We start from the raw sequence: 22,652 nt of genomic DNA, 5'->3' as shown, positions 1-22,652 counted from the left end.
AAGCCTCACCCACGGGGTGGGTAAGGTGCTAGAGTAATACGTGTCTATCAGCATAGACGTCTACAAGTTCATTGACAGGCATCCTTTAAGGACCGCACCGTGAGGCGGGGAAGGAGGTCACGATGAGTGGAACTGACGTGAACGCGAACGAATTGGAGCTTTTAAGCGCCGATGATGTCTCGCGTACCGTTGCACGCATCGCGCACCAGATTATTGAAAAGACGGCGCTCGATTCCGCGGAGGCCCCGCGGGTCATTTTGCTGGGCATTCCCTCAGGCGGAGTGCCCCTAGCGGAGCGCCTCGCGCAAAAGATACACGAGTTTTCCGGGGTCCCCGTTCCATGGGGCTCGCTCGACATCACGTTGTACAGGGACGATTTGCGCAATTTCCCGCACCGCGCCCTGCAACCGACCTCCATCCCAGACGGAGGCATCGATAATGCCACGGTCATCTTGGTCGATGATGTCCTTTATTCCGGCCGCACCATCCGCGCCGCCCTCGATGCAGTGGGCGATGTTGGCCGGCCTTCGATTATCCAGTTGGCCGTATTGGTGGACCGCGGTCACCGCGAAGTCCCCATCCGCGCCGATTATGTGGGCAAGAACCTGCCCACGGCGCGGGAAGAAGATGTCTCCGTATATATCCAGGACATCGATGGCCGCGATGCCGTAGTCCTCACCCGCTCTACGTCCGCGGGTGATGCCGCGCAGATAAGGGGAACGCACTCATGAAACACCTCATCGATAGCGCGGAACTATCCCGCGCAGAGATCATCGGCCTGCTGGATGAGGCCGATCGTTTCCGCGAGGCGCTCGATGGCCGCGAGGTCAAAAAACTGCCGACGCTGCGCGGGCGCACGATTTATACGCTCTTTTATGAAAACTCCACGCGCACGCGCTCGTCCTTTGAAACGGCCGGCAAGTGGATGTCCGCTGATGTTATCAACCTCTCGGCGTCGACCTCCTCTGTGAAAAAGGGCGAGTCCCTCAAAGATACGGGCCTGACGCTGGCGGCCATCGGTGCCGATGCCATCATCATGCGCCACCCGTCCTCCGGCGCGCCGCAACAGCTGGCCCAGTGGGTGGACCCAGATGGCAACGGCCCCGCCGTCATCAACGCCGGCGACGGCGCACACCAGCACCCGACGCAGGCCTTGCTCGATGCCGTCACGATGCGCCAGCGACTGGGCCTGCGCGGCGATAATGGCTTTGAGGGCCTGAAGGTAAAGATTGTGGGCGATTGCCTGCACTCGCGTGTGGTGCGCTCCAACGTGGATCTCCTGCACACCTTGGGCGCGGAGGTCACCCTCGTGGGGCCTGCGACCTTGATGCCGTGGGGCGTGGACAAGTGGCCGGTCCGCGTGTCCTATGACTTTGATGCAGAGCTTGCGGATGCCGATGTCGTGATGATGCTGCGCGTGCAGCAAGAGCGCATGGACGGCGGCTTTTTCCCCTCCCACCGCGAGTACGCGCAGCTCTTCGGGCTCTCGCAGCAGCGCGCCGCGGCGCTGCACAAGGACGCCATCGTCATGCACCCAGGTCCCATGCTGCGCGGCATGGAGATTAACTACGCCGTGGCCGATATGGATAAAACCACGGTATTGCAGCAGGTCAATAACGGTGTCCACATGCGCATGGCAGTGCTTTTTACGCTGCTGACCAATGGGGACAACGCCGGGATTTAATTCGGGCAGAGCATAAGCCACGTAAAAGGGAGAGAAAATGACTACGTACCCAGCTACCGGCCGGCTGTCCGCACCGGCCGAAAACCCACTACTGATTAAAAATATTCGCCTGTACGGGGAAGGCGAGCCCACCAACGTCCTCATCCGCGGTGGCGTTATTGACGCCATCGGCCCCGAGGTGCAAGCGGAGGACGCCGAGACCATCGACGGCGGCGGCAACGTGCTGCTGCCAGGCCTGGTTGACATGCACGTGCACCTGCGCGAACCAGGCCGCGAGGATACCGAGACCATCGAGTCCGGTTCCAAGGCCGCGGCCAAGGGCGGGTTTACCGCGGTCTTTACCATGGCCAATACCACGCCGGTCACGGATCAGCCCATCATCGCCGAATCCGTGTGGGCGAAGTCCCAGGCGCTGGGGCTTTGCGATGTCCACCCGGTTGGCTCCATCACCAAGGGCCTAGAAGGCAAGTCCTTGACGGAGTTCGGCATGATGGCGCGCAGCGACGCCAAGGTGCGCATGTTCTCTGATGACGGCAAGTGCGTGCAAAACCCACAGCTCATGCGCCGCGCGCTGGAATACGCCAAGGGCATGGACGTGCTACTGGCCCAGCACGCCGAGGATGACCGCATGACCGGTGGGTCTTCTGCCCACGAGGGCGAAAACGCCGCACGGTTGGGCCTGCGCGGCTGGCCGCGCGTGGCGGAAGAATCCATCGTTGCCCGCGACGCCCTGCTGGCCCGCGATTACGGCAACCGCGTGCACATCTGCCACGCCTCCGCGCAGGGCACGGTGGAGCTCGTGCAGTGGGCGAAGGAACACGATATTCCGCTTACCGCAGAGGTCACCCCGCACCACCTGCTGATGACCGATGACAAGCTGCGCACCTATGACGGCCTTTTCCGCGTGAACCCGCCGCTGCGCGAACAGCGCGATACGGAGGCGCTGCGCCAGGCGCTTCTTGATGGGACCATTGACTGCGTCGCCACCGACCACGCGCCGCACGGCTCCGAAGACAAGTGCGTGGAATTCGAAAATGCGCGCCCCGGCATGCTGGGATTGGAGTCCTCGCTGGCGGTCATCGCCAAGCTCTTTGTGGAAACCGGCCTGGCGGACTGGCGCTTTATTGCCCGCGTCATGTCCGAGCGCCCCGCCGAGATCACGCGCCTGCCAGGCCACGGCCGCCCCTTGGAAGTAGGGGAGCCAGCTAACTTAACCATCGTCGACCCGCAACACCACTGGGTATCCGATTCCGCACAGCTTGCATCCAAGTCCCAGAACAACCCGTACGCGGGCGAGGAATTTGGTGCGCGAGTTACCCACACCATCTTGCGCGGCTCGGTAACGTTCGATTTGAACGCCGCAACCCATGACTAACCTTGCACACAGAAACCAATCAAGGCACAGAAAGGCCACGACGTGACTGATAAAACCCCAGCAATCCTCGTCCTTGCGGATGGGCGTACCTTCCGTGGCTACGGCTTCGGCGCGACCGGCACCACCCTCGGTGAGGCTGTATTTACCACCGCGATGACCGGTTACCAGGAAACGATGACGGATCCGTCCTACCACCGCCAGATCGTCGTCTCCGCCGCCCCGCACATTGGCAATACCGGCTGGAACGATGAGGACAACGAGTCCCACGGCAATAATATCTGGGTCGCAGGCCTGGTTATCCGCGATCTGTCCCGCCGCGTATCCAGCTGGCGCGCCGAGCGCAGCTTGAGCGAAGAAATGCAGGCGCAAGGTGTCATTGGCATCCGCGGCATCGATACCCGCACCTTGGTGCGCCACCTGCGCAACTACGGTTCCATTTCCGCGGGCCTCTTCTCTGGTGAGGCTGCCACCCGGCCCGTCGAGGAACTCCTCGAGGAGGTAAAGAGCCAATCCTCCATGGAGGGCGCGGACCTTGCCGCCGAGGTATCGACCGACAAGCCCTATGTTGTTGAGGCCAAGGGAGAGAAAAAATACACCATCGTCGCCTTTGACATGGGCGTGAAATCCGCAACGCCGCGCTACCTCTCCCAGCGCGGCATCGAGACCATCGTAGTGCCGTCAACGACCACCTTTGCAGAAGTTCAGTCCTATAACCCGGATGGCGTCTTTGTCTCCAACGGCCCGGGTGACCCGGCTACTGCCGACGACACCGTTGCCACCATCAAAAAGGTGCTCGCGGCGGACATCCCGTTCTTTGGCATCTGCTTTGGCAACCAGCTGCTCGGGCGCGCGCTGGGCCTAGATACCTACAAGATGAAATTCGGACACCGCGGCATCAACGTCCCGGTACGCAACCTGCTGACTGGCAAGATCGACATCACCTCCCAAAACCACGGCTTCGCGCTGCAGGCGCCAGATAATTACGACCTGGCCGATAAGGACGCCGAATTCGCCTCGGACTTCGGCTCGGCCCACATCACGCATATCTGCTTGAACGATGACACGGTCGAGGGCGTCGCCCTGCGCAATGGCATGGCCTTTTCGGTGCAGTACCACCCGGAATCCGCCGCCGGCCCGCACGATGCCAACCCGCTCTTTGATCAATTCTTAGAGCTCATGGCCAACCACACCCCGAATAAGTAGTCACCCAGGAAAAGGAAGAAATATTATGCCAAAGCGCACTGACATTAATCACGTCCTGGTCATCGGCTCTGGGCCCATCGTCATCGGCCAGGCCTGCGAGTTCGACTACTCCGGAACCCAGGCCTGCCGCGTCCTCAAGGACGAGGGCCTGCGCGTGACCCTGGTGAACTCGAACCCGGCCACCATCATGACCGACCCCGAGTTCGCTGACCACACCTACGTCGAGCCCATCGAGCCGGAATACATCGAAAAGATCCTGGTCAAGGAGGCAGAGGAAGGCCACCCCATCGACGCCGTCTTGGCTACCTTGGGCGGACAAACCGCGCTCAACGCCGCGGTGCAGCTAGACCGCCAGGGTATTTTGGATAAGTACGATATCGAGCTCATCGGCGCCGATATCGATGCCATCGAGCGCGGCGAGGACCGCCAGAAGTTTAAGGACATCGTGGCCTCGGTAGGCGGAGAATCCGCTCGCTCGGCGGTGTGCCACAACATGGACGAGGTCCACGAGACCGTCGACAAGCTCGGCCTGCCCGTCGTGGTGCGCCCGTCGTTTACCATGGGTGGACTGGGCTCCGGCCTAGCCTTCAATAACGAAGATCTTGAGCGCATCGCCGGCGGCGGGCTTGCGACCTCGCCTGAGGCTAACGTGCTCATCGAGGAATCCATCCTCGGCTGGAAAGAATACGAGCTCGAGCTCATGCGCGATGGCGACGACAACGTGGTCGTCGTGGCCTCTATTGAGAACGTCGATGCCTTGGGCGTGCACACCGGTGACTCCGTTACCGTGGCTCCGGCGCTGACGCTGACGGACCGCGAGTTCCAGAAGATGCGCGATTTGGGCATCGACATCATCCGCGAGGTGGGCGTCGATACCGGCGGCTGCAATATCCAGTTCGCCTTGAACCCCGATGATGGCCGCATCATCGTCATCGAGATGAACCCGCGCGTATCTCGCTCTTCGGCGCTGGCATCCAAGGCCACGGGTTTCCCCATTGCCAAGCTGGCCGCGAAGTTGGCCATCGGCTACACCTTGGACGAGGTACAAAATGACATCACCGGCGAAACCCAAGCGGCCTTCGAACCGACCTTGGACTATGTCATCGTCAAGGCGCCCCGCTTTGCCTTTGAGAAGTTCCCCGGCTCCGATGACACCTTGACCACCACGATGAAATCAGTGGGCGAGGCCATGGGCATTGGCCGTAACTACATCTCCGGCCTGAATAAGGTCATGCGTTCGCTGGAAAACAAGCCCAACGGTTTCTGGACCAGGCCAGATGAGTATTTCGCGGGCGAGCGCGCCACCGACGTGCAGGCGGTGCTCAAGGACCTCGAGCGCCCCACCGAGGGCCGCATGTACGATATCGAGCTGGCTCTGCGCCTCGGCGCCTCGGTGGATGAAGTCCACGAGGCCTCCGGCGTGGATCCATGGTTCATCGCGGAGCTCGAGGGTCTGGTGGAATTCCGCCAGGAGCTTGTCGATGCCCCCGTGCTCACCGAGCAACTCCTGCGCGAGGCCAAGGTCTTTGGGCTTTCCGATGCCCAAATTGCCGCCCTGCGCCCCGAGTTCAACGGCGAAGACGGCGTGCGCAGCCTGCGCTGGCGCATGGGCATTCGCCCCGTCTTCAAGACCGTCGATACGTGCGCCGGTGAGTTCGAGGCGCAAACGCCGTATCACTATAGCTCTTATGAGCTGGACCCCGATGCCGAAACCGAGGTGCACCCGGCGCCGGAAGGCTCGAAGGGCAAGGTCATCATCTTGGGCTCTGGCCCGAACCGCATTGGTCAGGGCATCGAATTCGATTACTCCTGCGTGCACGCCGCCCTTGAGCTTTCCCGCAAGGGCTATGAGACCGTGATGGTCAACTGCAACCCTGAGACGGTATCGACCGACTATGACACCGCTGATCGCCTGTACTTCGAGCCGCTGACCTTCGAAGATGTCATGGAGGTCTACCACGCAGAGGCAGCCTCCGGCGAGGTCGCCGGCGTGCTGGTGCAGCTGGGCGGCCAGACCCCGTTGGGCTTGGCAGAGCGCCTCGATGCCGCCGGCGTGCCGGTGGTGGGCACCAGCCCCGCCGCCATTGACTCCGCCGAGGACCGCGGCGAATTCGGCAAGGTGCTGGAAGCCGGTGGGCTTGCCGCACCGCAATTCGGCACCGCCACCTCCTTCGAGGAGGCCCGGAAGGTAGCAGCGTCCATCGGTTACCCAGTTCTGGTTCGTCCTTCCTACGTGTTGGGCGGCAGCGGCATGGAAATTGTTTACGATGAGCAGTCGCTGGAGAACTATATCGAGCGCGCCACAGAGCTTTCCCCAGACCACCCGGTCCTGGTGGACCGCTTCTTGGACTCGGCCATCGAGATCGACGTCGATGCCCTGTGCGACGGCAACGAGGTCTACCTCGGCGGTGTGATGGAGCACATCGAGGAGGCCGGCGTTCACTCCGGTGACTCCTCCTGCGCCCTGCCGCCGATGACGCTGGGCCCAGAGGACATCGAGAATGTGCGCGAGTCCACGCGCCGTTTGGCCGAGGGCATCGGCGTCAAGGGCCTGATGAACGTCCAGTTCGCCTTGAAGGACGACATCCTTTATGTCATCGAGGCTAACCCGCGCGCTTCGCGTACCGTTCCGTTCGTCTCTAAGGCGACCGGCGTGCCGCTAGCCAAGGCCGCCGCTCGCATCATGATGGGATCCACCATCGCGGAACTGCGAGAAGAAGGACTTATTCCATCCTCCTACGATGGCGGTTCCTTGCCGCTTGATCACCCGATTGCGGTCAAGGAAGCGGTCTTGCCCTTTAACCGTTTCCGCCGCCCAGATGGCAGCCTGCTCGATTCCTTGCTATCGCCCGAGATGAAGTCCACCGGTGAGGTCATGGGCTTGGCCACCAACTTCGGTGCGGCCTTTGCCAAGGCGGAGATCTCCGCGTTTGCTCGTCCGCCGATTGAAGGCACGGTCTTCGTCTCCGTAGCCAACCGGGATAAGCGAACGCTGATTTTCCCCATCCAGCGCTTGGCCACGATGGGCTACAACATCATCGCTACTGCGGGTACAGCGCAGATGCTGCGCCGCAACGGCATCGAGTGTGAGGTCGCCGTCAAGGTCTCTGAAGCCAAGGATGGCGAAGAGTCCATCGTGGACAAGATCCTTAACGGCGAGGTGGATTGGATCCTCAATACGCCAGCAGGTTCCGCCGGTTCCCGCCACGACGGCTACGATATCCGCGCTGCAGCGGTGCACATGGGACTGCCGCTGGTCACGGTGGTTCAAGGCGTGACGGCGGCGGTGCAGGGCATCGAGGCGCTGCGCCAGGGTGATTTGCAGGTCCGCGCACTTCAGGAGCTTGAGCATGGACCACGCAACTAAAACCTTTGGCCAGCGCCTAGAGGACGCCGGCCGCGAACGAGGTCGCCTGTGTGTAGGCATCGATCCGCACCCGTACCTCTTAGAGCAATGGGGGCTGGATAATTCACCAGAAGGCCTGCGCACCTTCAGCATGCGTTGCGTCGAGGCCTTCGCGGATTCCGCAGCCTTGGTAAAACCGCAAGTGGCCTTCTTTGAGCGCTTCGGTGCCGCAGGCTTTGCGGTCTTGGAAGAAACGCTGGCCGGTTTGCGCGAGGCAGGATGCCTGACAGTGGCGGATGCCAAGCGTGGCGATATCGGCTCCACCATGGAAGGCTATGGCGATGCCTGGCTAGGGGAGACCTCGCCCCTGCGCGCTGACTCGGTGACACTTTCGCCGTACCTCGGTGTTGGGGCATTGGGCGTGGCCATTGCCACGGCGCAAGAAAACAACCGCGGTGTATTCGTCCTCGCGGCTACCTCTAATCCGGAGGCACGCGCCATTCAGGCAGTGCCTGCGGGCACTGCGGACTCGATTGCCCAGGCGGTCGTGGACGAGTGCGCCGCCTTCAATGCCTCGGCGAAAGAGGCCGGTGTTGCTGGAAGCGTCGGCGTTGTGGTGGGCGCGACCGTGGATAATCCGCCCGGATTGGACTCGCTTAATGGCCCGGTGCTGCTTCCCGGCGTCGGTGCCCAGGGGGCGGGCCCCGAGCAGGTGCACGCCATTGTGTCTGAGTGCCCGCAGCTGGGCTTTGCGAATGTCTCGCGCGCCGTCCTGCAGCGCGGTCCTCAGGTCGATGACCTGCGTAAAGCGGTGATCGATACCGCAGACCAATTCCGGGATTAGAACACGCGGCGGGGTCGATTAACGGCCGCGCCGTTTACCTGGTATTTTGGTCTAAGCATGTGCGTTGACGTGCTAAAACGAGTGGCCCATTTGGGCTGTTGATCGTCATCGTGTCACTAGCGGTGCTAGGATAATCAGAAGTCGGTGTGCTCGAAGGTTCAGGGTAACTTTCCGCGGTATTTACATCGCGTTTGGCAACCGGAGTCTGGTACCCAGTGCCAGAAGTAATAGAACCAATCTAATGAATCGGAGGAAACTCGTGGCCCTTCCAAAGTTGACTGATGAGCAGCGTAAGGAAGCTCTCGCAAAGGCCGCTGAGGCCCGCAAGGCTCGCGCTGAGCTCAAGGCTGCGCTTAAGCGCGGCGAGACCGACCTAAAGGACGTGCTGGAAAAGGCCGAGACCGATGAGATCATCGGCAAGACCAAGGTTTCTGCACTTCTCGAGGCTCTGCCTAAGGTTGGCAAGGTCAAGGCCAAGGAAATCATGGAAGATCTGGAGATTGCACAGACCCGCCGCCTGCGCGGTCTGGGTGAGCGCCAGCGTCGTGCTCTTCTTGAGCGCTTCGGTTACGACGACGAATAATCACGTCCATGGCTGACGCAACTGCTCGCGGTCGCCTCGTCGTGTTGGCGGGTCCCTCCGCAGTGGGTAAATCCACCGTAGTGTCGCGTCTACGACATGACGTCGAGGGGCTGTATTTCAGCGTGTCTATGACTACGCGCCAGCCCCGCCCCGGGGAAAAAGACGGCGTGGATTATTTCTTCGTCACCCCTGAGGCTTTTCAAGAACGCATTGATGCCGGTGAGATGCTCGAATGGGCAGATATTCACGGCGGATTGCAGCGTTCTGGAACACCTGCCCGTCCCGTAGAAGAGGCTTTGGAAGCAGGGCGCCCGGTTCTCGTCGAGGTTGACCTGGCCGGTGCGCGTAGCGTCCGGAAGGCCCTTCCGGACGCGGACTTGGTATTCCTGGCCCCTCCTTCCTGGGAGGTGTTGGTAGAGCGCCTGACCGGTCGCGGTACCGAACCACAAGACGTCATCGATCGTAGGTTGCACACTGCGTATGAGGAACTAGCTGCACAGGATGAGTTTGATCACGTTGTGGTCAATGAAAACCTAGATGAGGCAGTCGCCGCCATTAGTGATATCCTGCGAGGATAGATTCTTCCTTTGACCATCTTCAACCAATGTAAAGGTGCATGTGACTAACGTGACCACCCCTTCTAACACTGAATCCGCAAAGTCGGAACCGGTATTTGATGATCCGATTGGTATTACTGACCCGCCAATCGATGAGCTGTTGGACAAGGTTTCTTCCAAGTACGCCTTGGTAATTTTCGCTGCCAAGCGTGCGCGCCAGATCAATAGCTACTACCAAGAGCAAGATGAAGGCGTCTTTGAGTTCGTGGGCCCGCTGGTTAACCCAGAACCCGGCGAGAAGCCACTGTCCATCGCGCTGCGCGAAATCGACGCAGGCCTGTTGGACCACGAGGAAGGCAAGTAAGTAGCGCGCGCTTTCGCGTGCGCACCTTGTGCCTCATTTCAGCCCCGTCCGGCTAATCCCCAATGGTTTCACTTTTGTGGAACTAACGTGGTGGCCGGGCGGGGCTCTTGTCATGCCTGCACGGTACGATTGTGCGATGTGACTGTTTCAAATTCTCCTCGCAATATCGTGCTGGGCGTTGCCGGTGGCATCGCCGCGTATAAAGCCTGCCACCTAGTGCGCAATTTTAAAGAACACGGCGATAACGTCCGCGTCGTTCCTACAGAAAGCGCCTTGAATTTCGTCGGCGCCGCAACATTTGAGGCATTATCCGGAAACCCCGTCTCAACCAGTGTTTTCGAGGCCGTAGAGGACGTGCAACACGTAGCTGTGGGGCAGCAGGCCGATGCCGTGGTCATCGCCACTGCCACGGCTGACCTCATTGCGCGTTTGGCTGCGGGACGCGCCGATGATCTCTTGACCGCGACAGTGCTGGTGGCAACGTGTCCCATCATTGTGGCGCCTGCCATGCACACCGAGATGTGGAATAACCCAGCGACACAATACAACGTAAAGACCCTGCGCCGGCGCGGAATTACCGTCATGGAACCGGCACACGGGCGTCTTACCGGTAAGGACACGGGCGCAGGAAGGCTGCCAGACCCAGAACAGATCGCAGCCATCGTACGCACCGAACTCGCTGGCTTTCATATCGACCACAGCTGGTCGGGGCTAAAGGTTGTTATCTCCGCCGGTGGCACGCAAGAGGAATTGGATCCGGTTCGCTATATAGGAAACCGTTCCTCCGGGCGGCAGGGGTTTGCGCTGGCAGAGGTGGCCGCGCACAAGGGTGCGGATGTCACGATTGTGGCCGGCAATACGGCGGAGTTGCCGGTACCGAGCGGCGCTACAATCCGGAATATCGTGTCCGCGCAAGACCTAGAAACCGCGATGCGCGAGGAATCCCGCGATGCCGATATCGTCATCATGGCCGCGGCGGTCGCGGACTACCGGCCTGCGAACGTGGCCGAGTCCAAGATGAAAAAGGGCAAAGCGGATGATGCGCTTGCCGCACTGGAGATGGTGGAAAACCCAGATATTTTGAAGTCTCTCGTGGCAGCCCGCGAGGAGGGTGAGGTGCCGGAGAATTGCGTCATCGTTGGTTTCGCGGCCGAGACGGGAGATGCTGATTCCTCGGCACTGGAGTATGCCCAAGAAAAGTTTGCGCGCAAGGGGTGCGACGTCCTGATGGCCAATGAGGTTGGCCGCGGTGTGACCTTTGGCCAGGAAAATAGCGAGGGGTGGATCCTGCGGCGGAATGAGGAACCGCAGCGCGTAGAGCATGGATCTAAGCAGGTCGTCGCGGCGCAGATTCTCAGCGTCGTGAATGGAATGATTGAACCGGGAAATTAAATATTGCGTTTATAGACCGCTTAGTCTAGGGTGGCCATATGATGGGTAGGGGCAGAATGCCTCGGTATCGAATACGTAATAATCAAAGGAAGTTTTTGTGACTGATAACGCTGCAGTGGAAGCTCGTCTTTTTACAAGCGAGTCCGTTACTGAGGGGCACCCAGATAAGATCTGTGACGCCATTTCGGATGCCATCCTGGATGCGCTTTTAGATAAGGATCCGGAGTCCCGCGTCGCCGTGGAAACGCTGGTTACCACCGGCCAAGTACACGTCGTGGGCGAAGTTCGCACCAATGCCTACGTGGAAATCCCGGCTCTGGTGCGTGAGACCCTGAAGTCCATCGGCTTTACCTCTTCCGATGTGGGCTTCGACGGCAATACCTGTGGCGTTAATATCGCCATCGGCGAGCAGTCGCAGGAAATCGGTGCGGGCGTGGATACCTCCACCGAGGCACGCGATCAGGGTGCTGATTATGACGAAGAAAATGACACCGCCGGCGCCGGCGACCAGGGCCTGATGTTTGGTTACGCGTCGAATGAAACTGCGGAGTACATGCCATTGCCCATCGCCTTGGCACACCGCCTGTCCCGCCGCCTGACTCAGGTGCGCAAAGAGGGCATTGTGGACCACCTGCGCCCGGATGGCAAGACCCAGGTGACCTTCGCGTATACCGAGGACAATGAGCCGTCTCACCTGGATACGGTCGTCATTTCTACCCAGCACGATCCTGAGGTAGATAGCAAGTGGCTAGAAACCCACCTGCGCAGCGAGGTGTTGGAATGGGTTATCAAGGACGCCGGCCTTGATAAGTACTACACCGAGGACACCAACCTCTTGGTCAACCCTTCCGGCTCCTTCATTTTGGGTGGCCCGATGGGCGATGCAGGCCTTACCGGGCGCAAGATCATCGTGGATACCTACGGTGGCATGGCCCGCCACGGCGGCGGTGCTTTCTCCGGCAAGGACCCCAGCAAGGTGGACCGCTCTGCGGCCTACGCCATGCGTTGGGTGGCTAAGAATATCGTCGCCGCAGGCCTGGCAGACCGCGCAGAGGTGCAGGTGGCCTACGCCATCGGTCGCGCCAAGCCGGTCGGCCTATACGTCGAGACGTTCGGCACCGCGAAGCAGAACTTGACCGATGAGCACATCCAAGCTGCCGTCAATAAGGTCTTTGACCTTCGCCCAGCCGCCATCATCCGCGAATTGGATCTGCTGCGTCCTATCTACGCCCAGACCGCCGCCTACGGTCACTTCGGTCGCACCGACGTTGACCTGCCTTGGGAGCAGTTGGACCGCGTGGAGGAATTGCGCGCTGCCGCTGGTCTGTAGAATATGGGCTTATGCCTAAGAAAACACCCGCCGCCCGGAAACCGGTCGCGCGGGTGTTGCCTCTTTTAGGGGTTGCTCACCTTGATCGGGGATTTGATTACCTGGTAGATGAGGCCGAATCTGACAGTGCCCAAGCCGGGGTGAAGGTACGCATCCGGTTCAATGGGCGCCTGGTGGATGCGATCATCGTCGAGCGCAAGCATGATTCCGACTTCGGTGGCCAGCTGCGCTTTATTGAGCGAGTCATCTCGCCATTCCAGGTCTACCCACCGCAGCTGTCCCGGCTGGTAGAAGCCCTGGCGGATCGCTATGGCGGGATTTGCTCCGATATCATTCGCTCTGCCATTCCGCCGCGCCATGCAAAGGCAGAAGAAGCGGATTTGGACACCCCGTGGGAAGCTCTCGGCGCAGCCAGCGAGCCCGATTTATCAGGGTGGTCTGCCTATCAGCATGGTGAAACGTTTGTTGATTCCATCTTGGGCGGGAAGTTAGCCCGCGCCGCGTGGCAAATCGCCCCCGGCGATGAATGGGAAGACGCGCTGGCGGCCTTAGCTGCCAAGGTCGCCTTGGGCGGGGGAGGCGTACTTATCGTCGTCCCAGACCAAAAGGTGGTTGATGCCCTGGAAAACGCCCTGCGCGCTGTCGTGGGGCCGAAACAAATCACGGTGCTGACCAATAGTATGGGCCCGCAAGCGCGCTATCGCCGCTATCTTTCGGCCTTGGTGGGCCAGGCGCGAATAGTCATTGGTACGCGCTCGGCGGCTTTTACTCCCGTGGACAACCTCCAGCTAGCTGTTATTTTTGATGACGGTAACGATAACTTGGTGGACAATATCAAGCCCTACGTCCACGCCCGGGAGGTGCTTACCACCCGCTCTGCCTTTGAAAATTGCAGTTTCATTGCGGCCAATCATTCGCGCACGGCAGAAACCCAATTATTGGTGGACTCTGGGTGGGCACACGACCTTATACCGAGCGCCTCAACCATAGAAGCGCGCCGGCCCGATATTTTGGCCATTGGTGCCTACGGGCTGTCCATTTCCCGGGATTTGGAGGGCGGTACGACCTCTGTGCAAGCGCCGGCCTTTCAGGCAGCACAGCAGGCCCTCGACCGCGGTGAACCGGTGCTTGTGCAGGTCCCGCGCAAGGGCTACGCGCCTATTTTGGCTTGTCGAAAGTGCCATTCTCCTGCGCGGTGCCGCCACTGTAACGGGCCATTGGGGTTGCCTCCGAGCTCCGAGCGCTCAAGCGAGGAGGCGGTCATGCCTACCTGCCGCTGGTGTGGGCGCATTGCCACCAATCACCGCTGTACCGAGTGCGGCTCGCCGCGGCTGCGCGCCATAGTTTTAGGCTCCGAACGCACCGCGGAGGAATTGGGGCGCGCCTTTCCCAATACATCCGTTGTGGTCTCCGGCGGAAATAAGGTTGTGGGCTCAATTGAAAATGCCCCGGCATTAGTGATTGCCACCCCGGGCGCTGAGCCGCGGGTGAAAGGCGGCGCCTATGGCGCGGCCCTCTTATTGGATGCGGGCACTTTGTTAAACCGGCAAGACTTGCGCGCCACCGAGGACTGCCTGGCCAAATGGGCGCAGGCGGCCACCATGGTCAGGCCGCATTTTAAGGGCGGGCGCGTCATCATCGCTGCGGATCCGGAACTTCCCGTGGTTCGCCACTTCATAAGTTGGGACATGGTCGCGGCCGCGGCAGAAGAATTGCGTGCCCGGCGCGAGGTGCGCTTTCCGCCGGCCGTGCACTTCGCCGCCATTGACGGGGCGGACGCCGCTTTGGATTCCTTCGAGCAGTTGGTGGATCTGCCAGAGCACGCCGAGGTTCTAGGCCCGGTTCCGCTCCCGCCAGGGGACAGCCTCCCCGGGGAATACGATGCGGACCGCTTTGGCCCACCGCAACGTCTAGTGGTGCGAGCCCCGCTGGGGCCGCGGTCGCAGCTTGGGCGCGCATTGCGCAAGGCTAATGCGGCGCGCAGCGCCCGGAAGGATGAATTGCCACTACGCATCATGGTCGATCCCATTCACGTGGGTTAGAAGTGCGCATAAACTTAGGCGAATAGGCAGTACATGAGGAAGGGAAGAAGCAGTGGCAGAATTAGACATCAGGCTCTACGGGGATCCCGTACTGAGTACGCGGGCAGAAGAGGTTACTACCTTTGACTCTGGTCTTCGCACTTTGGCACAAAACATGCTGGAGACCATGGATGCCGCTGGTGGGGTAGGGCTGGCGGCGAATCAAGTGGGCATACTCAAGCGCTTCTTTGTCTATGACTGTTCGCATACTCAGACCGGGTTGCGCGGGGCTCTGATTAACCCTGTGTGGACGCCTTTGGGAGAGGACATGCAGACTGGCCCGGAAGGCTGCCTATCCATTCCTGGGATTCGCGCCGATACGCCGCGGCACAATCGGGTATTTGTCTCTGGGCGCGATGTAGAAGGCCGGCCGGTGGGAATGGTGGCCTCCAGCCTTTTGGCGCGGTGCATTCAGCATGAAACCGATCACCTTGATGGGGTGTTATTCCTGCGCCGGCTTGGTGACGACGACCGCAAGGCCGCCATGCGCACCATCCGCGAAGCCGAGTGGTTTAATACCGCGGGCTAGGCGAGCTTCGGCAACGCAGGCGGGGTCGTTGTACCCTAGAATTTTCACCCGAGACCTCGAGGAGACTCATCCAGTATGCGGATTATTTTTGCTGGCACCCCAGAGCCGGCGGTGGTGGCATTGGAGAAATTGCTTGCCTCCAGCCACGAAGTGGTAGCGGTCATTACCCGGCCCGATGCAAAGAAGGGCAGGGGCCGCAGCCTTCACCCGAGCCCGGTGAAGGCGCTGGCGCAAGAACACGGCATCGAGGTGCTAACCCCGGCCACGCTGCGGCCTGGTACGGAAGATGGCGATAACCTGCGCCAGCGCTTGGCCGAGCTGCAGCCAGAGGCCATCCCGGTGGTGGCCTATGGCAATCTCATTAGCAAGGATCTCTTGGATGTCGCGCGCCATGGCTGGGTCAACCTGCACTTTTCCCTTCTTCCCGCCTGGCGGGGTGCGGCACCGGTGCAAGCGGCTATCGCGGCGGGCGATGATATTACCGGCGCGTCCACCTTCCGGATCGAAGAAGGCCTGGATACGGGCCCGGTCTTCGGCACGGTCACAGAAACCATAACCGGGACAGATACTGCGGACGACCTGCTCACGCGCCTGGCGTATTCCGGCGCGGATCTCCTGGTAGCCACCATGGATGGGCTCGAGGCCGGCACGCTGGAGCCGCAGGCCCAAAATGGGGAGGCCACCTATGCGCCGAAAATCTCTACTGCCGCAGCCCGCATCGACTGGACGCAGCCAGCGTTTGCCATTGACCGGCATATCCGCGCCCACACCCCGGGCCCGGGCGCGTGGACGCTGCTTGACGATGCCCGCCTCAAGGTAGGCCCGGTCCGCCTCACCGAGGGCATCGACAAGCTCCTGCAGCCTGGCGAGGCGCTGATTAGCAAGGACGCGGTGTATATCGGGACCGCGACGCAGCCGGTGCAGCTGGATAGGATTCAGCCACCGGGCAAAAAGATGATGAATGCGGCCGATTGGGCGCGTGGATTAGGAAAGAACGCAGAGGTGAGGTTCCAGTGACTGGTGGATTCCGCTCCCGCAGTAAGTCTGGCGACAAGGCGCCGGAGTCTAAACAGCACGGCAAGAACGGCGCGCCCCAACGCGGCGGTGGGCAGCGAGGCAAGGCTCAGCGCGGCCAAGGTCAGCGTAGTTCTGCCCAGCGCGGACGCGGCACACAAGGCCAACGCAACCGCGACTACCGGGATAACCGAGGTAATCGAGGTACTCGGGATGCGGGCGCAAAGAACAAAGGCGCGGGGAAGTCACTTGTGCAGGCAGCCATCGACCAGGGCGTGGATCCGGCCCGCGCTGTCGCCTTCGAGGTGGTGCGCCGGGTAAGCGAAGAGGAGGCGTTTGCCAACCTCGTCTTGCCCAAGGCACTGCGCAAGCAGAAGCTTTCTGGCCGCGATGCCGCATTTGCCACGGAGATTACCTATGGCACCCTGCGCACCCTGGGCGTGCTCGATGCGGTGATCGCGCAGTGTTCTTCGCGCGAGCTTGAGTCAATCTCGCCGGTGGTCATCGATGCGCTGCGCTTGGGCACCTACCAGGTGCTGTATACACGCGTAGAACCCCACGCGGCGGTAGATACCTCCGTCCGGCTCGTTGTAGCAGGTGGGGAAGAAAAAGCTAAAGGATTCGCCAATGGCATCTTGCGCACCATTACCCGCACGCCACCGAATGAGTGGCTCAAGCGGCTCGCCCCAGAAGGCGAAATCGCAGGCCTGGCCTTTAGGCATGCGCACCCAACGTGGATTGCAGAGTCTTTTGCCCGCGTTGTAGACCCCGAGGAATTGCCCGCTGCCCTAGCGGCGGATTCCGAGCGCCCGAGCGTGCACCTAGTGGCGCGTCCAGGCGAAATTTCCGCCGAGGAATTGGCGCTGATTACGGGAAATGAAGAAGGTACCTATTCGCCCTACGCGGTGTATATGGATTCCGGGGACCCAGGCCAATTGGAACCGGTTCAGCAGGGAATGGCCGCGGTACAAGATGAGGGCTCGCAGCTTATCGCCCGCGCGGTCTGCGAGGTGCCCGTCAGCGGTACTGATCAGGGACGTTGGCTCGACCTGTGCGCGGGCCCGGGCGGCAAGGCGGCCCTGATGGGGGCCTTAGCGCGCATCGAATCCGCGCACGTTGATGCGGTGGAGGTATCACCGCACCGCGCGAAACTGATTGAAAAGACCGTGCAGGGGTTGCCGGTGACCGTCCATGTGGCCGATGGCCGCGACCCGCAGGTGGGCTCGGGCTTCGATCGCATCTTAGTGGACGCGCCGTGTTCGGGGCTGGGCGCTTTGCGGCGCCGTCCAGAGGCACGCTGGCGGAAATCTGAAGCCGATATTGCCGAGCTTTCGACATTGCAATTCGAGCTATTGTCCTCTGCTCTCAAGCTCGTGCGGCCGGGCGGGGTCGTGGTGTATTCCACGTGTTCGCCGGATCTGCGCGAAACCCGCGCCATCGTGGACCAGGCGGTAGAAAAGCTGGGCGCCCAGGAGCTGGATGCGCGGGAATTTATCCCTGATATGGGCAATGTGGGCAAAGAAAAATCCGTCCAAATGTGGCCGCACCGCCACGGCACCGATGCCATGTTCATGGCGGTATTGCGGCGCGGCGATGAGGAAGGGCGCTAGGATTAACGGTATGCCTGCACCACTTATTTCTCCGTCAATTTTGGCTGCTGACTTCGCGCGGTTGGGTGAACAACTAGAGGCCATTTCCAACGCTGATTGGATCCATGTAGACATCATGGACGGGCACTTTGTCCCCAACCTTTCCTTTGGCCCGGATATTACGGCGACAGTGAGAAGGTCCACGGATAAGCCGCTTGACGTGCACCTGATGATTGAGGAGCCGGCGAAATGGGTGGAGACCTATATTAAGGCCGGTGCCACCACCGTCATTTTCCACGTGGAGGCGGTAGAGGATGAAGTAGCCGCGGTGGACTTGGCACACAAGATCCGGGACCTGGGTGCGCGTGCGGCCTTTTCCATCAAACCGGATACGCCCATTGAGCCGTGGCTAGACAAGCTACATCACTTCGATGAGGTGCTGGTCATGTCCGTAGAACCAGGTTTTGGCGGCCAGAAGTTTATGCCCGATATGTTGGATAAGGTCCGCGCCCTGCGCGAAAGCATTGATCAGCAGGGCCTGGATACCATCATTGAAATCGATGGCGGCATCGATCCGGATACTATTGCCTTGGCAGCGGAGGCCGGATGCGATTCCTTCGTGGCGGGATCGGCCGTATTCAAAAGCGATGATCCAGCGCAGGCGGTGGAAGAACTGCGCGCGCTTGCGGCGCGTTCATAATGGCCGGCGCGATGGATGAAACCAACGTTTCCGGAGCTTTGGTTCAGGCCATGCGGGCCGGTGCGGTGGTGCGCGGTACCACGAGCCCCAATCCACCGGTAGGTGCGGTGATTTTATCCGCAACCGGCGCCGTTGTGGGCATTGGTGCGACCCAGCCGGTGGGCGGTGCCCACGCGGAAGTCATGGCGCTGCGCGCGGCCGGCGAGAAGGCGCGCGGCGGTACGGCCGTGGTTACCCTGGAGCCGTGCGCACATACGGGCAGGACGGGTCCCTGCGCCACCGCACTTATCGATGCCGGAATTGCCCGCGTGTACTACCTGCATGCCGACCCCACACCACAAGCAGGCGGGGGAGCGCAGGCCTTAGCCGCAGCCGGGGTTGAGGTGGGCCAGCTCACCGCACCAGATGGCGTCGAAGACGCGGTGCTTGCATGGTTGCGCGCTGTGAAGCTACAACGCCCGCATGTCACCCTGAAATTTGCGCAGACCCTAGATGGATTTACCGCTGCCGCCGATGGCACGAGCCAGTGGATCACCGGGCCTAAGGCCCGCGAGTGGGTCCACGCCGATAGGGCGCGGCGCGACGCCATCATCATCGGCACCGGCACCGCGCTTGCCGATAACCCCTCGCTTACTGCACGTAATGGCGATGGGAGCCTGCGGGAGCACCAGCCGCGCCGGGTGGTCATCGGCAAGCGCGAGCTCCAGGCCGCCGGTGAGAAGGCCTCTCACCTGCAGCAACTGGGATTCGAACAATATGACACCATCGAGGGCGCGTTGAAGGAGCTGTATGCCAGCGGCGCGCGGAACGTCTTGGTTGAAGGTGGGGCGGGCCTAGCCCAGAGCTTCATCGAGGCCGGTGTTGTGGACGCGCTTGCTGCGTATATTGCCCCTATTTTGCTAGGCCAGGGGCGCGGGGTTCTGGCAAATGCGGTGGCGCACACGCTTGCCGATGCCCCACGTTTTACCACCGTGCGCACCACCAACCTCGGGCCCGATGTCCTCATCGAATACGAGGCGCGGAACGAGCGTTAAAAGATTAGATACTTTAGAGATAAATACAAGGGGAATCATTGTTTACAGGGCTAGTACAAGAGCTAGGCACGGTGGCCGCACTTGAGCCACAGGCGGATGCGCTGCGGTTGAGCATCCGCGCGCCGCAGACGGTGGGTGACGCGCGCTTAGGGGATTCCATTGCCATCAATGGCGTGTGCCTTACCATCGCGGAATTGGATGGGGATATTTTCTGCGCCGATGTGATGCGAGAATCTTTGGACCGGACGGGACTCGGTCAGCTGGAAGAAGGCGCGCGGGTGAATGTCGAGGCGGCATTACTGCCCACCACGCGGCTGGGTGGGCATATTATGCAGGGCCATGTCGATGGCACGGCACGGTTGGTCTCGCGCGAGCATTCGGAGAATTGGGACGTGCTGGGTTTTAGCTTGCCCCGCGAGCTTGCCCAGTACGTCGTGGAAAAGGGCTCTATTGCGGTCAATGGCACGTCTTTGACGGTCAGCGCCGTAGGTGACGACTGGTTTGAGGCCTCCCTTATTCCCACCACCTTGCGGGAGACGACGCACGGCGAATCTCAGCCCGGCGATATCGTAAACCTCGAGGTGGATGTGCTGGCGAAGTATGTAGAAAAGATGCTTCACCCCGAATCCGGAATTGCTCAAGCAAAGGACTAGACTGCTAGGTTATGTTCGCGACTGAAGAGAGCATCCATTTTGATGCCATCGATCACGCCATTGCGGAGATTGCCGCCGGCAAGCCGGTCATCGTCATGGATGATGAAGGACGGGAAAACGAAGGGGATCTGATCTTTGCCGCGGAGCTGGCAACCCCGGAACTGGTCGCGTTTATGGTGCGGTATTCCTCCGGATATGTCTGTGCCTCATTATTGCCGGAAGATTGCCAGCGGCTCGATTTGCCGCCGATGATGGTGCAGAATCAGGACGTGCGCCAGACCGCGTATACGGTCACCGTGGATGCTGCGACGGGTTCTACCGGAATTTCTGCGGCCTCCCGCGCGGAAACCATCCGCCGCTTGGCTGATTCTTCGACTCGCTCCAGTGACTTCACCCGGCCCGGCCACGTGGTCCCCTTGCGCGCGCGACCCGGCGGAGTGTTAGAGCGCGATGGGCACACGGAAGCCGCCGTCGATTTGGCCCGCCTTGCAGGCCTGCGCCCCGCCGGCGTGCTGTGTGAAGTCGTATCGGAAGAAGACCCGACGGATATGGCCCGCGGGCCGGAGCTGCGCCGTTTTGCCGATAAGCATGGCCTCGCCCTGATTTCTATCGCGCAGCTTATTGAGTGGCGCCGCCACCATGAGGTGCAAACCCAGCGCGCGGTAGAAACCCGCCTGCCCACCGAATACGGCGAATTCACCGCGTTCGGTTACCGCCATGACCTCGATGGCCAAGAGCACATCGCCTTGATCGCCGGCGATCCCGCGCAGCTTCGCGGCGCCCGCGATGTTGTGGTGCGCGTGCATTCCGAGTGCCTGACCGGAGACGTCTTTGGCTCGCGCCGGTGCGATTGCGGCCCCCAATTGCAGGAATCCCTGCGCAAGGTGCAGGAAGCCGGCAGCGGGATAGTGATTTATCTGCGCGGTCACGAGGGCCGCGGGATCGGGTTGGTGCACAAGCTGCAGGCGTACCGGCTCCAGGACGAGGGCTGGGATACGGTCGATGCCAACCTGGAACAGGGGCTGCCAGAAGATGCCCGGGAGTATTCCGTGGCGGGCCAGATCCTGAAGGACCTTGGGGTGGAATCGGCACAACTGTTGACCAATAACCCGCACAAGGGGGAAGGGCTCGCCGGATTCGGCATCGAAGTCAGCCAACATACCCCACTTACCATCGCCGCCAACGCCGATAATATTCGTTATCTGCGGACCAAACGCGACCGCATGGGCCACGATCTTCCGCAGGTGGCACAGTGGGACGCGCAGCACGAAGGAGAATTAGGCAAATGAGTAAAGAAGGATTACCCGCTATCGCGCAGGTAGATGCGCGCGGCCTCCGCGTCGCGGTCGTGACCGCGACTTGGAACGAAGAGGTCTGCGATCAGTTACACCAGCAGGCGGTGGAGACCGCACGTGCTAATGGGGCAGAGGTTGCGGAGTTCCGCGTCGTCGGTTCCCTGGAATTGGGCGTGGTTGTTCAGGCGGCCGCGCGGAAATTCGACGCCGTCGTTGCCTTGGGTTGCGTCATCCGCGGCGGCACTCCGCACTTCGATTATGTCTGCGATTCCGTCACCCAAGCCCTAACGCGTATCTCCTTGGATGAATCGACGCCGATTGGCAATGGGGTCTTGACGGTCAATGATCAGCAGCAGGCCATCGACCGCGCAGGATTCCCTGACTCGGCGGAAAATAAGGGCGCAGAATCCATGATTGCGGCTTTAGACACCGCGTTGCAATTGCGTAGACTAAACACAGAATATTAATAAAAGGCCAATCGAAATCCTGACCACTTACAGGCAGGCAGGACTTCCAGAGGAGTAAAGCACATGAATGAGGCCGCAGCCTCGAATGAACCCCAACCGCGCCGCACCCTTAGTGATGCGGAGGTATTGGCCTATACCAGCGCGGATCCCTTCGCACGGACCACGTCGAAGCCGTGGGAATACACCGCCAAGTCCCCGTTCTTGCGAAAGATTGCCATCGGTTGGGTCATTCTTGTCATGGCCATCCATATCTTTATGGGTGTCACGCTCGATATTTCCTTTACCGGTGCGCACGTGACCACCATCGATAAATTCGCCTTTCCTGGTGTCGGCGTAGTCATTTCCATCTTGTCGTGGATTGCGCTCAACCGGCCGCGACTGCGAGCCAATGAAGACGGGGTAGAGGTCCGCAATATCATCGGCACGCGCTTTTACCCGTGGCAGGTGATATATGGGCTGTCTTTCCCCGTCGGCCAGCGCATGGCCCGCCTTGAGCTGCCCGAATTTGAGGCCGTCCCCGTGTGGGCATTACAGTCCGGCGATAAAGACACCGTGATCACAAGAGTCCGTGACTTCCGCGATCTGGAAGCCAAATACATGCCGCAGGATTAA

General features: G+C 60.8%; 21 protein-coding genes. All 21 read left to right on the top strand.

Annotated elements, in window-relative coordinates; all coding sequences use genetic code 11:
• Positions 1 to 122: 122 nt before the first annotated feature.
• The 21 genes from pyrR (at position 123) to ACLI1T_RS06280 (ending at position 22,652) form a co-directional block, all read left to right on the top strand.
• The gene (gene pyrR / locus ACLI1T_RS06380; protein WP_284771923.1) at positions 123 to 731 is read left to right on the top strand and encodes a bifunctional pyr operon transcriptional regulator/uracil phosphoribosyltransferase PyrR; all 609 of its coding nucleotides are present in this window, start codon (positions 123 to 125) and stop codon (positions 729 to 731) included.
• On the top strand, positions 728 to 1,684 hold the full coding sequence (locus ACLI1T_RS06375; protein WP_005279061.1) for an aspartate carbamoyltransferase catalytic subunit: 957 nt from the start codon (positions 728 to 730) through the stop codon (positions 1,682 to 1,684). The genes pyrR and ACLI1T_RS06375 overlap by 4 nt, the downstream gene beginning before the upstream one ends.
• A 37-nt stretch (positions 1,685 to 1,721) precedes the next feature.
• Positions 1,722 to 3,059, top strand: coding sequence for a dihydroorotase (locus ACLI1T_RS06370; protein ID WP_411702218.1), 1,338 nt, complete (start codon positions 1,722 to 1,724; stop codon positions 3,057 to 3,059).
• Positions 3,060 to 3,101: 42 nt separating this feature from the next.
• A complete protein-coding gene (gene carA, locus ACLI1T_RS06365; protein ID WP_411702217.1) occupies positions 3,102 to 4,262 on the top strand; it encodes a glutamine-hydrolyzing carbamoyl-phosphate synthase small subunit in 1,161 nt (386 codons plus the stop codon).
• A gap of 25 nt (positions 4,263 to 4,287) precedes the next feature.
• Positions 4,288 to 7,629, top strand: a complete 3,342-nt coding sequence (gene carB, locus ACLI1T_RS06360) for a carbamoyl-phosphate synthase large subunit (RefSeq protein ID WP_411702216.1) — start codon at positions 4,288 to 4,290, stop codon at positions 7,627 to 7,629.
• Positions 7,613 to 8,452 (top strand): orotidine-5'-phosphate decarboxylase, encoded by an 840-nt coding sequence (gene pyrF, locus ACLI1T_RS06355; protein ID WP_349862191.1) that lies wholly within the window; start codon positions 7,613 to 7,615, stop codon positions 8,450 to 8,452. Before carB ends, pyrF begins: the two co-directional genes overlap by 17 nt.
• A 259-nt stretch (positions 8,453 to 8,711) precedes the next feature.
• Positions 8,712 to 9,035: an integration host factor, actinobacterial type gene (gene mihF, locus ACLI1T_RS06350; protein ID WP_023017443.1), complete on the top strand. Its 324-nt coding sequence runs from the start codon at positions 8,712 to 8,714 to the stop codon at positions 9,033 to 9,035.
• A gap of 8 nt (positions 9,036 to 9,043) precedes the next feature.
• On the top strand, positions 9,044 to 9,613 hold the full coding sequence (gene gmk, locus ACLI1T_RS06345) for a guanylate kinase (protein WP_411702215.1): 570 nt from the start codon (positions 9,044 to 9,046) through the stop codon (positions 9,611 to 9,613).
• A gap of 40 nt (positions 9,614 to 9,653) precedes the next feature.
• Complete coding sequence (gene rpoZ / locus ACLI1T_RS06340) at positions 9,654 to 9,956, top strand: DNA-directed RNA polymerase subunit omega (protein ID WP_005279075.1); 303 nt, start codon at positions 9,654 to 9,656, stop codon at positions 9,954 to 9,956.
• Between the two features lie 138 nt (positions 9,957 to 10,094).
• Entirely contained in the window at positions 10,095 to 11,348 is a 1,254-nt protein-coding gene (gene coaBC / locus ACLI1T_RS06335; RefSeq protein ID WP_411702214.1) for a bifunctional phosphopantothenoylcysteine decarboxylase/phosphopantothenate--cysteine ligase CoaBC, read from the top strand.
• A gap of 97 nt (positions 11,349 to 11,445) precedes the next feature.
• Positions 11,446 to 12,678 (top strand): methionine adenosyltransferase, encoded by a 1,233-nt coding sequence (gene metK / locus ACLI1T_RS06330; RefSeq protein WP_023022480.1) that lies wholly within the window; start codon positions 11,446 to 11,448, stop codon positions 12,676 to 12,678.
• A gap of 11 nt (positions 12,679 to 12,689) precedes the next feature.
• Complete coding sequence (locus ACLI1T_RS06325) at positions 12,690 to 14,720, top strand: primosomal protein N' (RefSeq protein WP_411702213.1); 2,031 nt, start codon at positions 12,690 to 12,692, stop codon at positions 14,718 to 14,720.
• Positions 14,721 to 14,772: 52 nt separating this feature from the next.
• Complete coding sequence (gene def, locus ACLI1T_RS06320; protein WP_349853090.1) at positions 14,773 to 15,288, top strand: peptide deformylase; 516 nt, start codon at positions 14,773 to 14,775, stop codon at positions 15,286 to 15,288.
• A 75-nt stretch (positions 15,289 to 15,363) separates the two neighbouring features.
• Positions 15,364 to 16,305 carry a methionyl-tRNA formyltransferase gene (gene fmt, locus ACLI1T_RS06315; RefSeq protein WP_411702212.1) on the top strand — a complete coding sequence of 314 codons (942 nt, stop codon included), beginning with the start codon at positions 15,364 to 15,366 and terminating at the stop codon, positions 16,303 to 16,305.
• Positions 16,302 to 17,912: a transcription antitermination factor NusB gene (locus ACLI1T_RS06310; RefSeq protein WP_411702211.1), complete on the top strand. Its 1,611-nt coding sequence runs from the start codon at positions 16,302 to 16,304 to the stop codon at positions 17,910 to 17,912. Before fmt ends, ACLI1T_RS06310 begins: the two co-directional genes overlap by 4 nt.
• Positions 17,913 to 17,922: 10 nt before the next feature.
• On the top strand, positions 17,923 to 18,591 hold the full coding sequence (gene rpe, locus ACLI1T_RS06305; protein WP_411702210.1) for a ribulose-phosphate 3-epimerase: 669 nt from the start codon (positions 17,923 to 17,925) through the stop codon (positions 18,589 to 18,591).
• An 11-nt stretch (positions 18,592 to 18,602) separates the two neighbouring features.
• Positions 18,603 to 19,625: a bifunctional diaminohydroxyphosphoribosylaminopyrimidine deaminase/5-amino-6-(5-phosphoribosylamino)uracil reductase RibD gene (gene ribD / locus ACLI1T_RS06300; protein ID WP_411702209.1), complete on the top strand. Its 1,023-nt coding sequence runs from the start codon at positions 18,603 to 18,605 to the stop codon at positions 19,623 to 19,625.
• 38 nt (positions 19,626 to 19,663) lie between these two features.
• A complete protein-coding gene (locus tag ACLI1T_RS06295) occupies positions 19,664 to 20,278 on the top strand; it encodes a riboflavin synthase (RefSeq protein WP_411702208.1) in 615 nt (204 codons plus the stop codon).
• Between the two features lie 11 nt (positions 20,279 to 20,289).
• Positions 20,290 to 21,567 carry a bifunctional 3,4-dihydroxy-2-butanone-4-phosphate synthase/GTP cyclohydrolase II gene (locus ACLI1T_RS06290; protein WP_411702207.1) on the top strand — a complete coding sequence of 426 codons (1,278 nt, stop codon included), beginning with the start codon at positions 20,290 to 20,292 and terminating at the stop codon, positions 21,565 to 21,567.
• Entirely contained in the window at positions 21,564 to 22,040 is a 477-nt protein-coding gene (gene ribH, locus ACLI1T_RS06285) for a 6,7-dimethyl-8-ribityllumazine synthase (protein ID WP_284869659.1), read from the top strand. The genes ACLI1T_RS06290 and ribH overlap by 4 nt, the downstream gene beginning before the upstream one ends.
• Before the next feature lie 63 nt (positions 22,041 to 22,103).
• Positions 22,104 to 22,652 carry a PH domain-containing protein gene (locus ACLI1T_RS06280; RefSeq protein ID WP_284869660.1) on the top strand — a complete coding sequence of 183 codons (549 nt, stop codon included), beginning with the start codon at positions 22,104 to 22,106 and terminating at the stop codon, positions 22,650 to 22,652.

The organism is Corynebacterium tuingiense (assembly GCF_046718165.1).
In the GTDB taxonomy this organism is placed as follows: Bacteria; Actinomycetota; Actinomycetes; order Mycobacteriales; family Mycobacteriaceae; genus Corynebacterium.
This window is presented reverse-complemented; position numbering and strand designations above follow the sequence as displayed.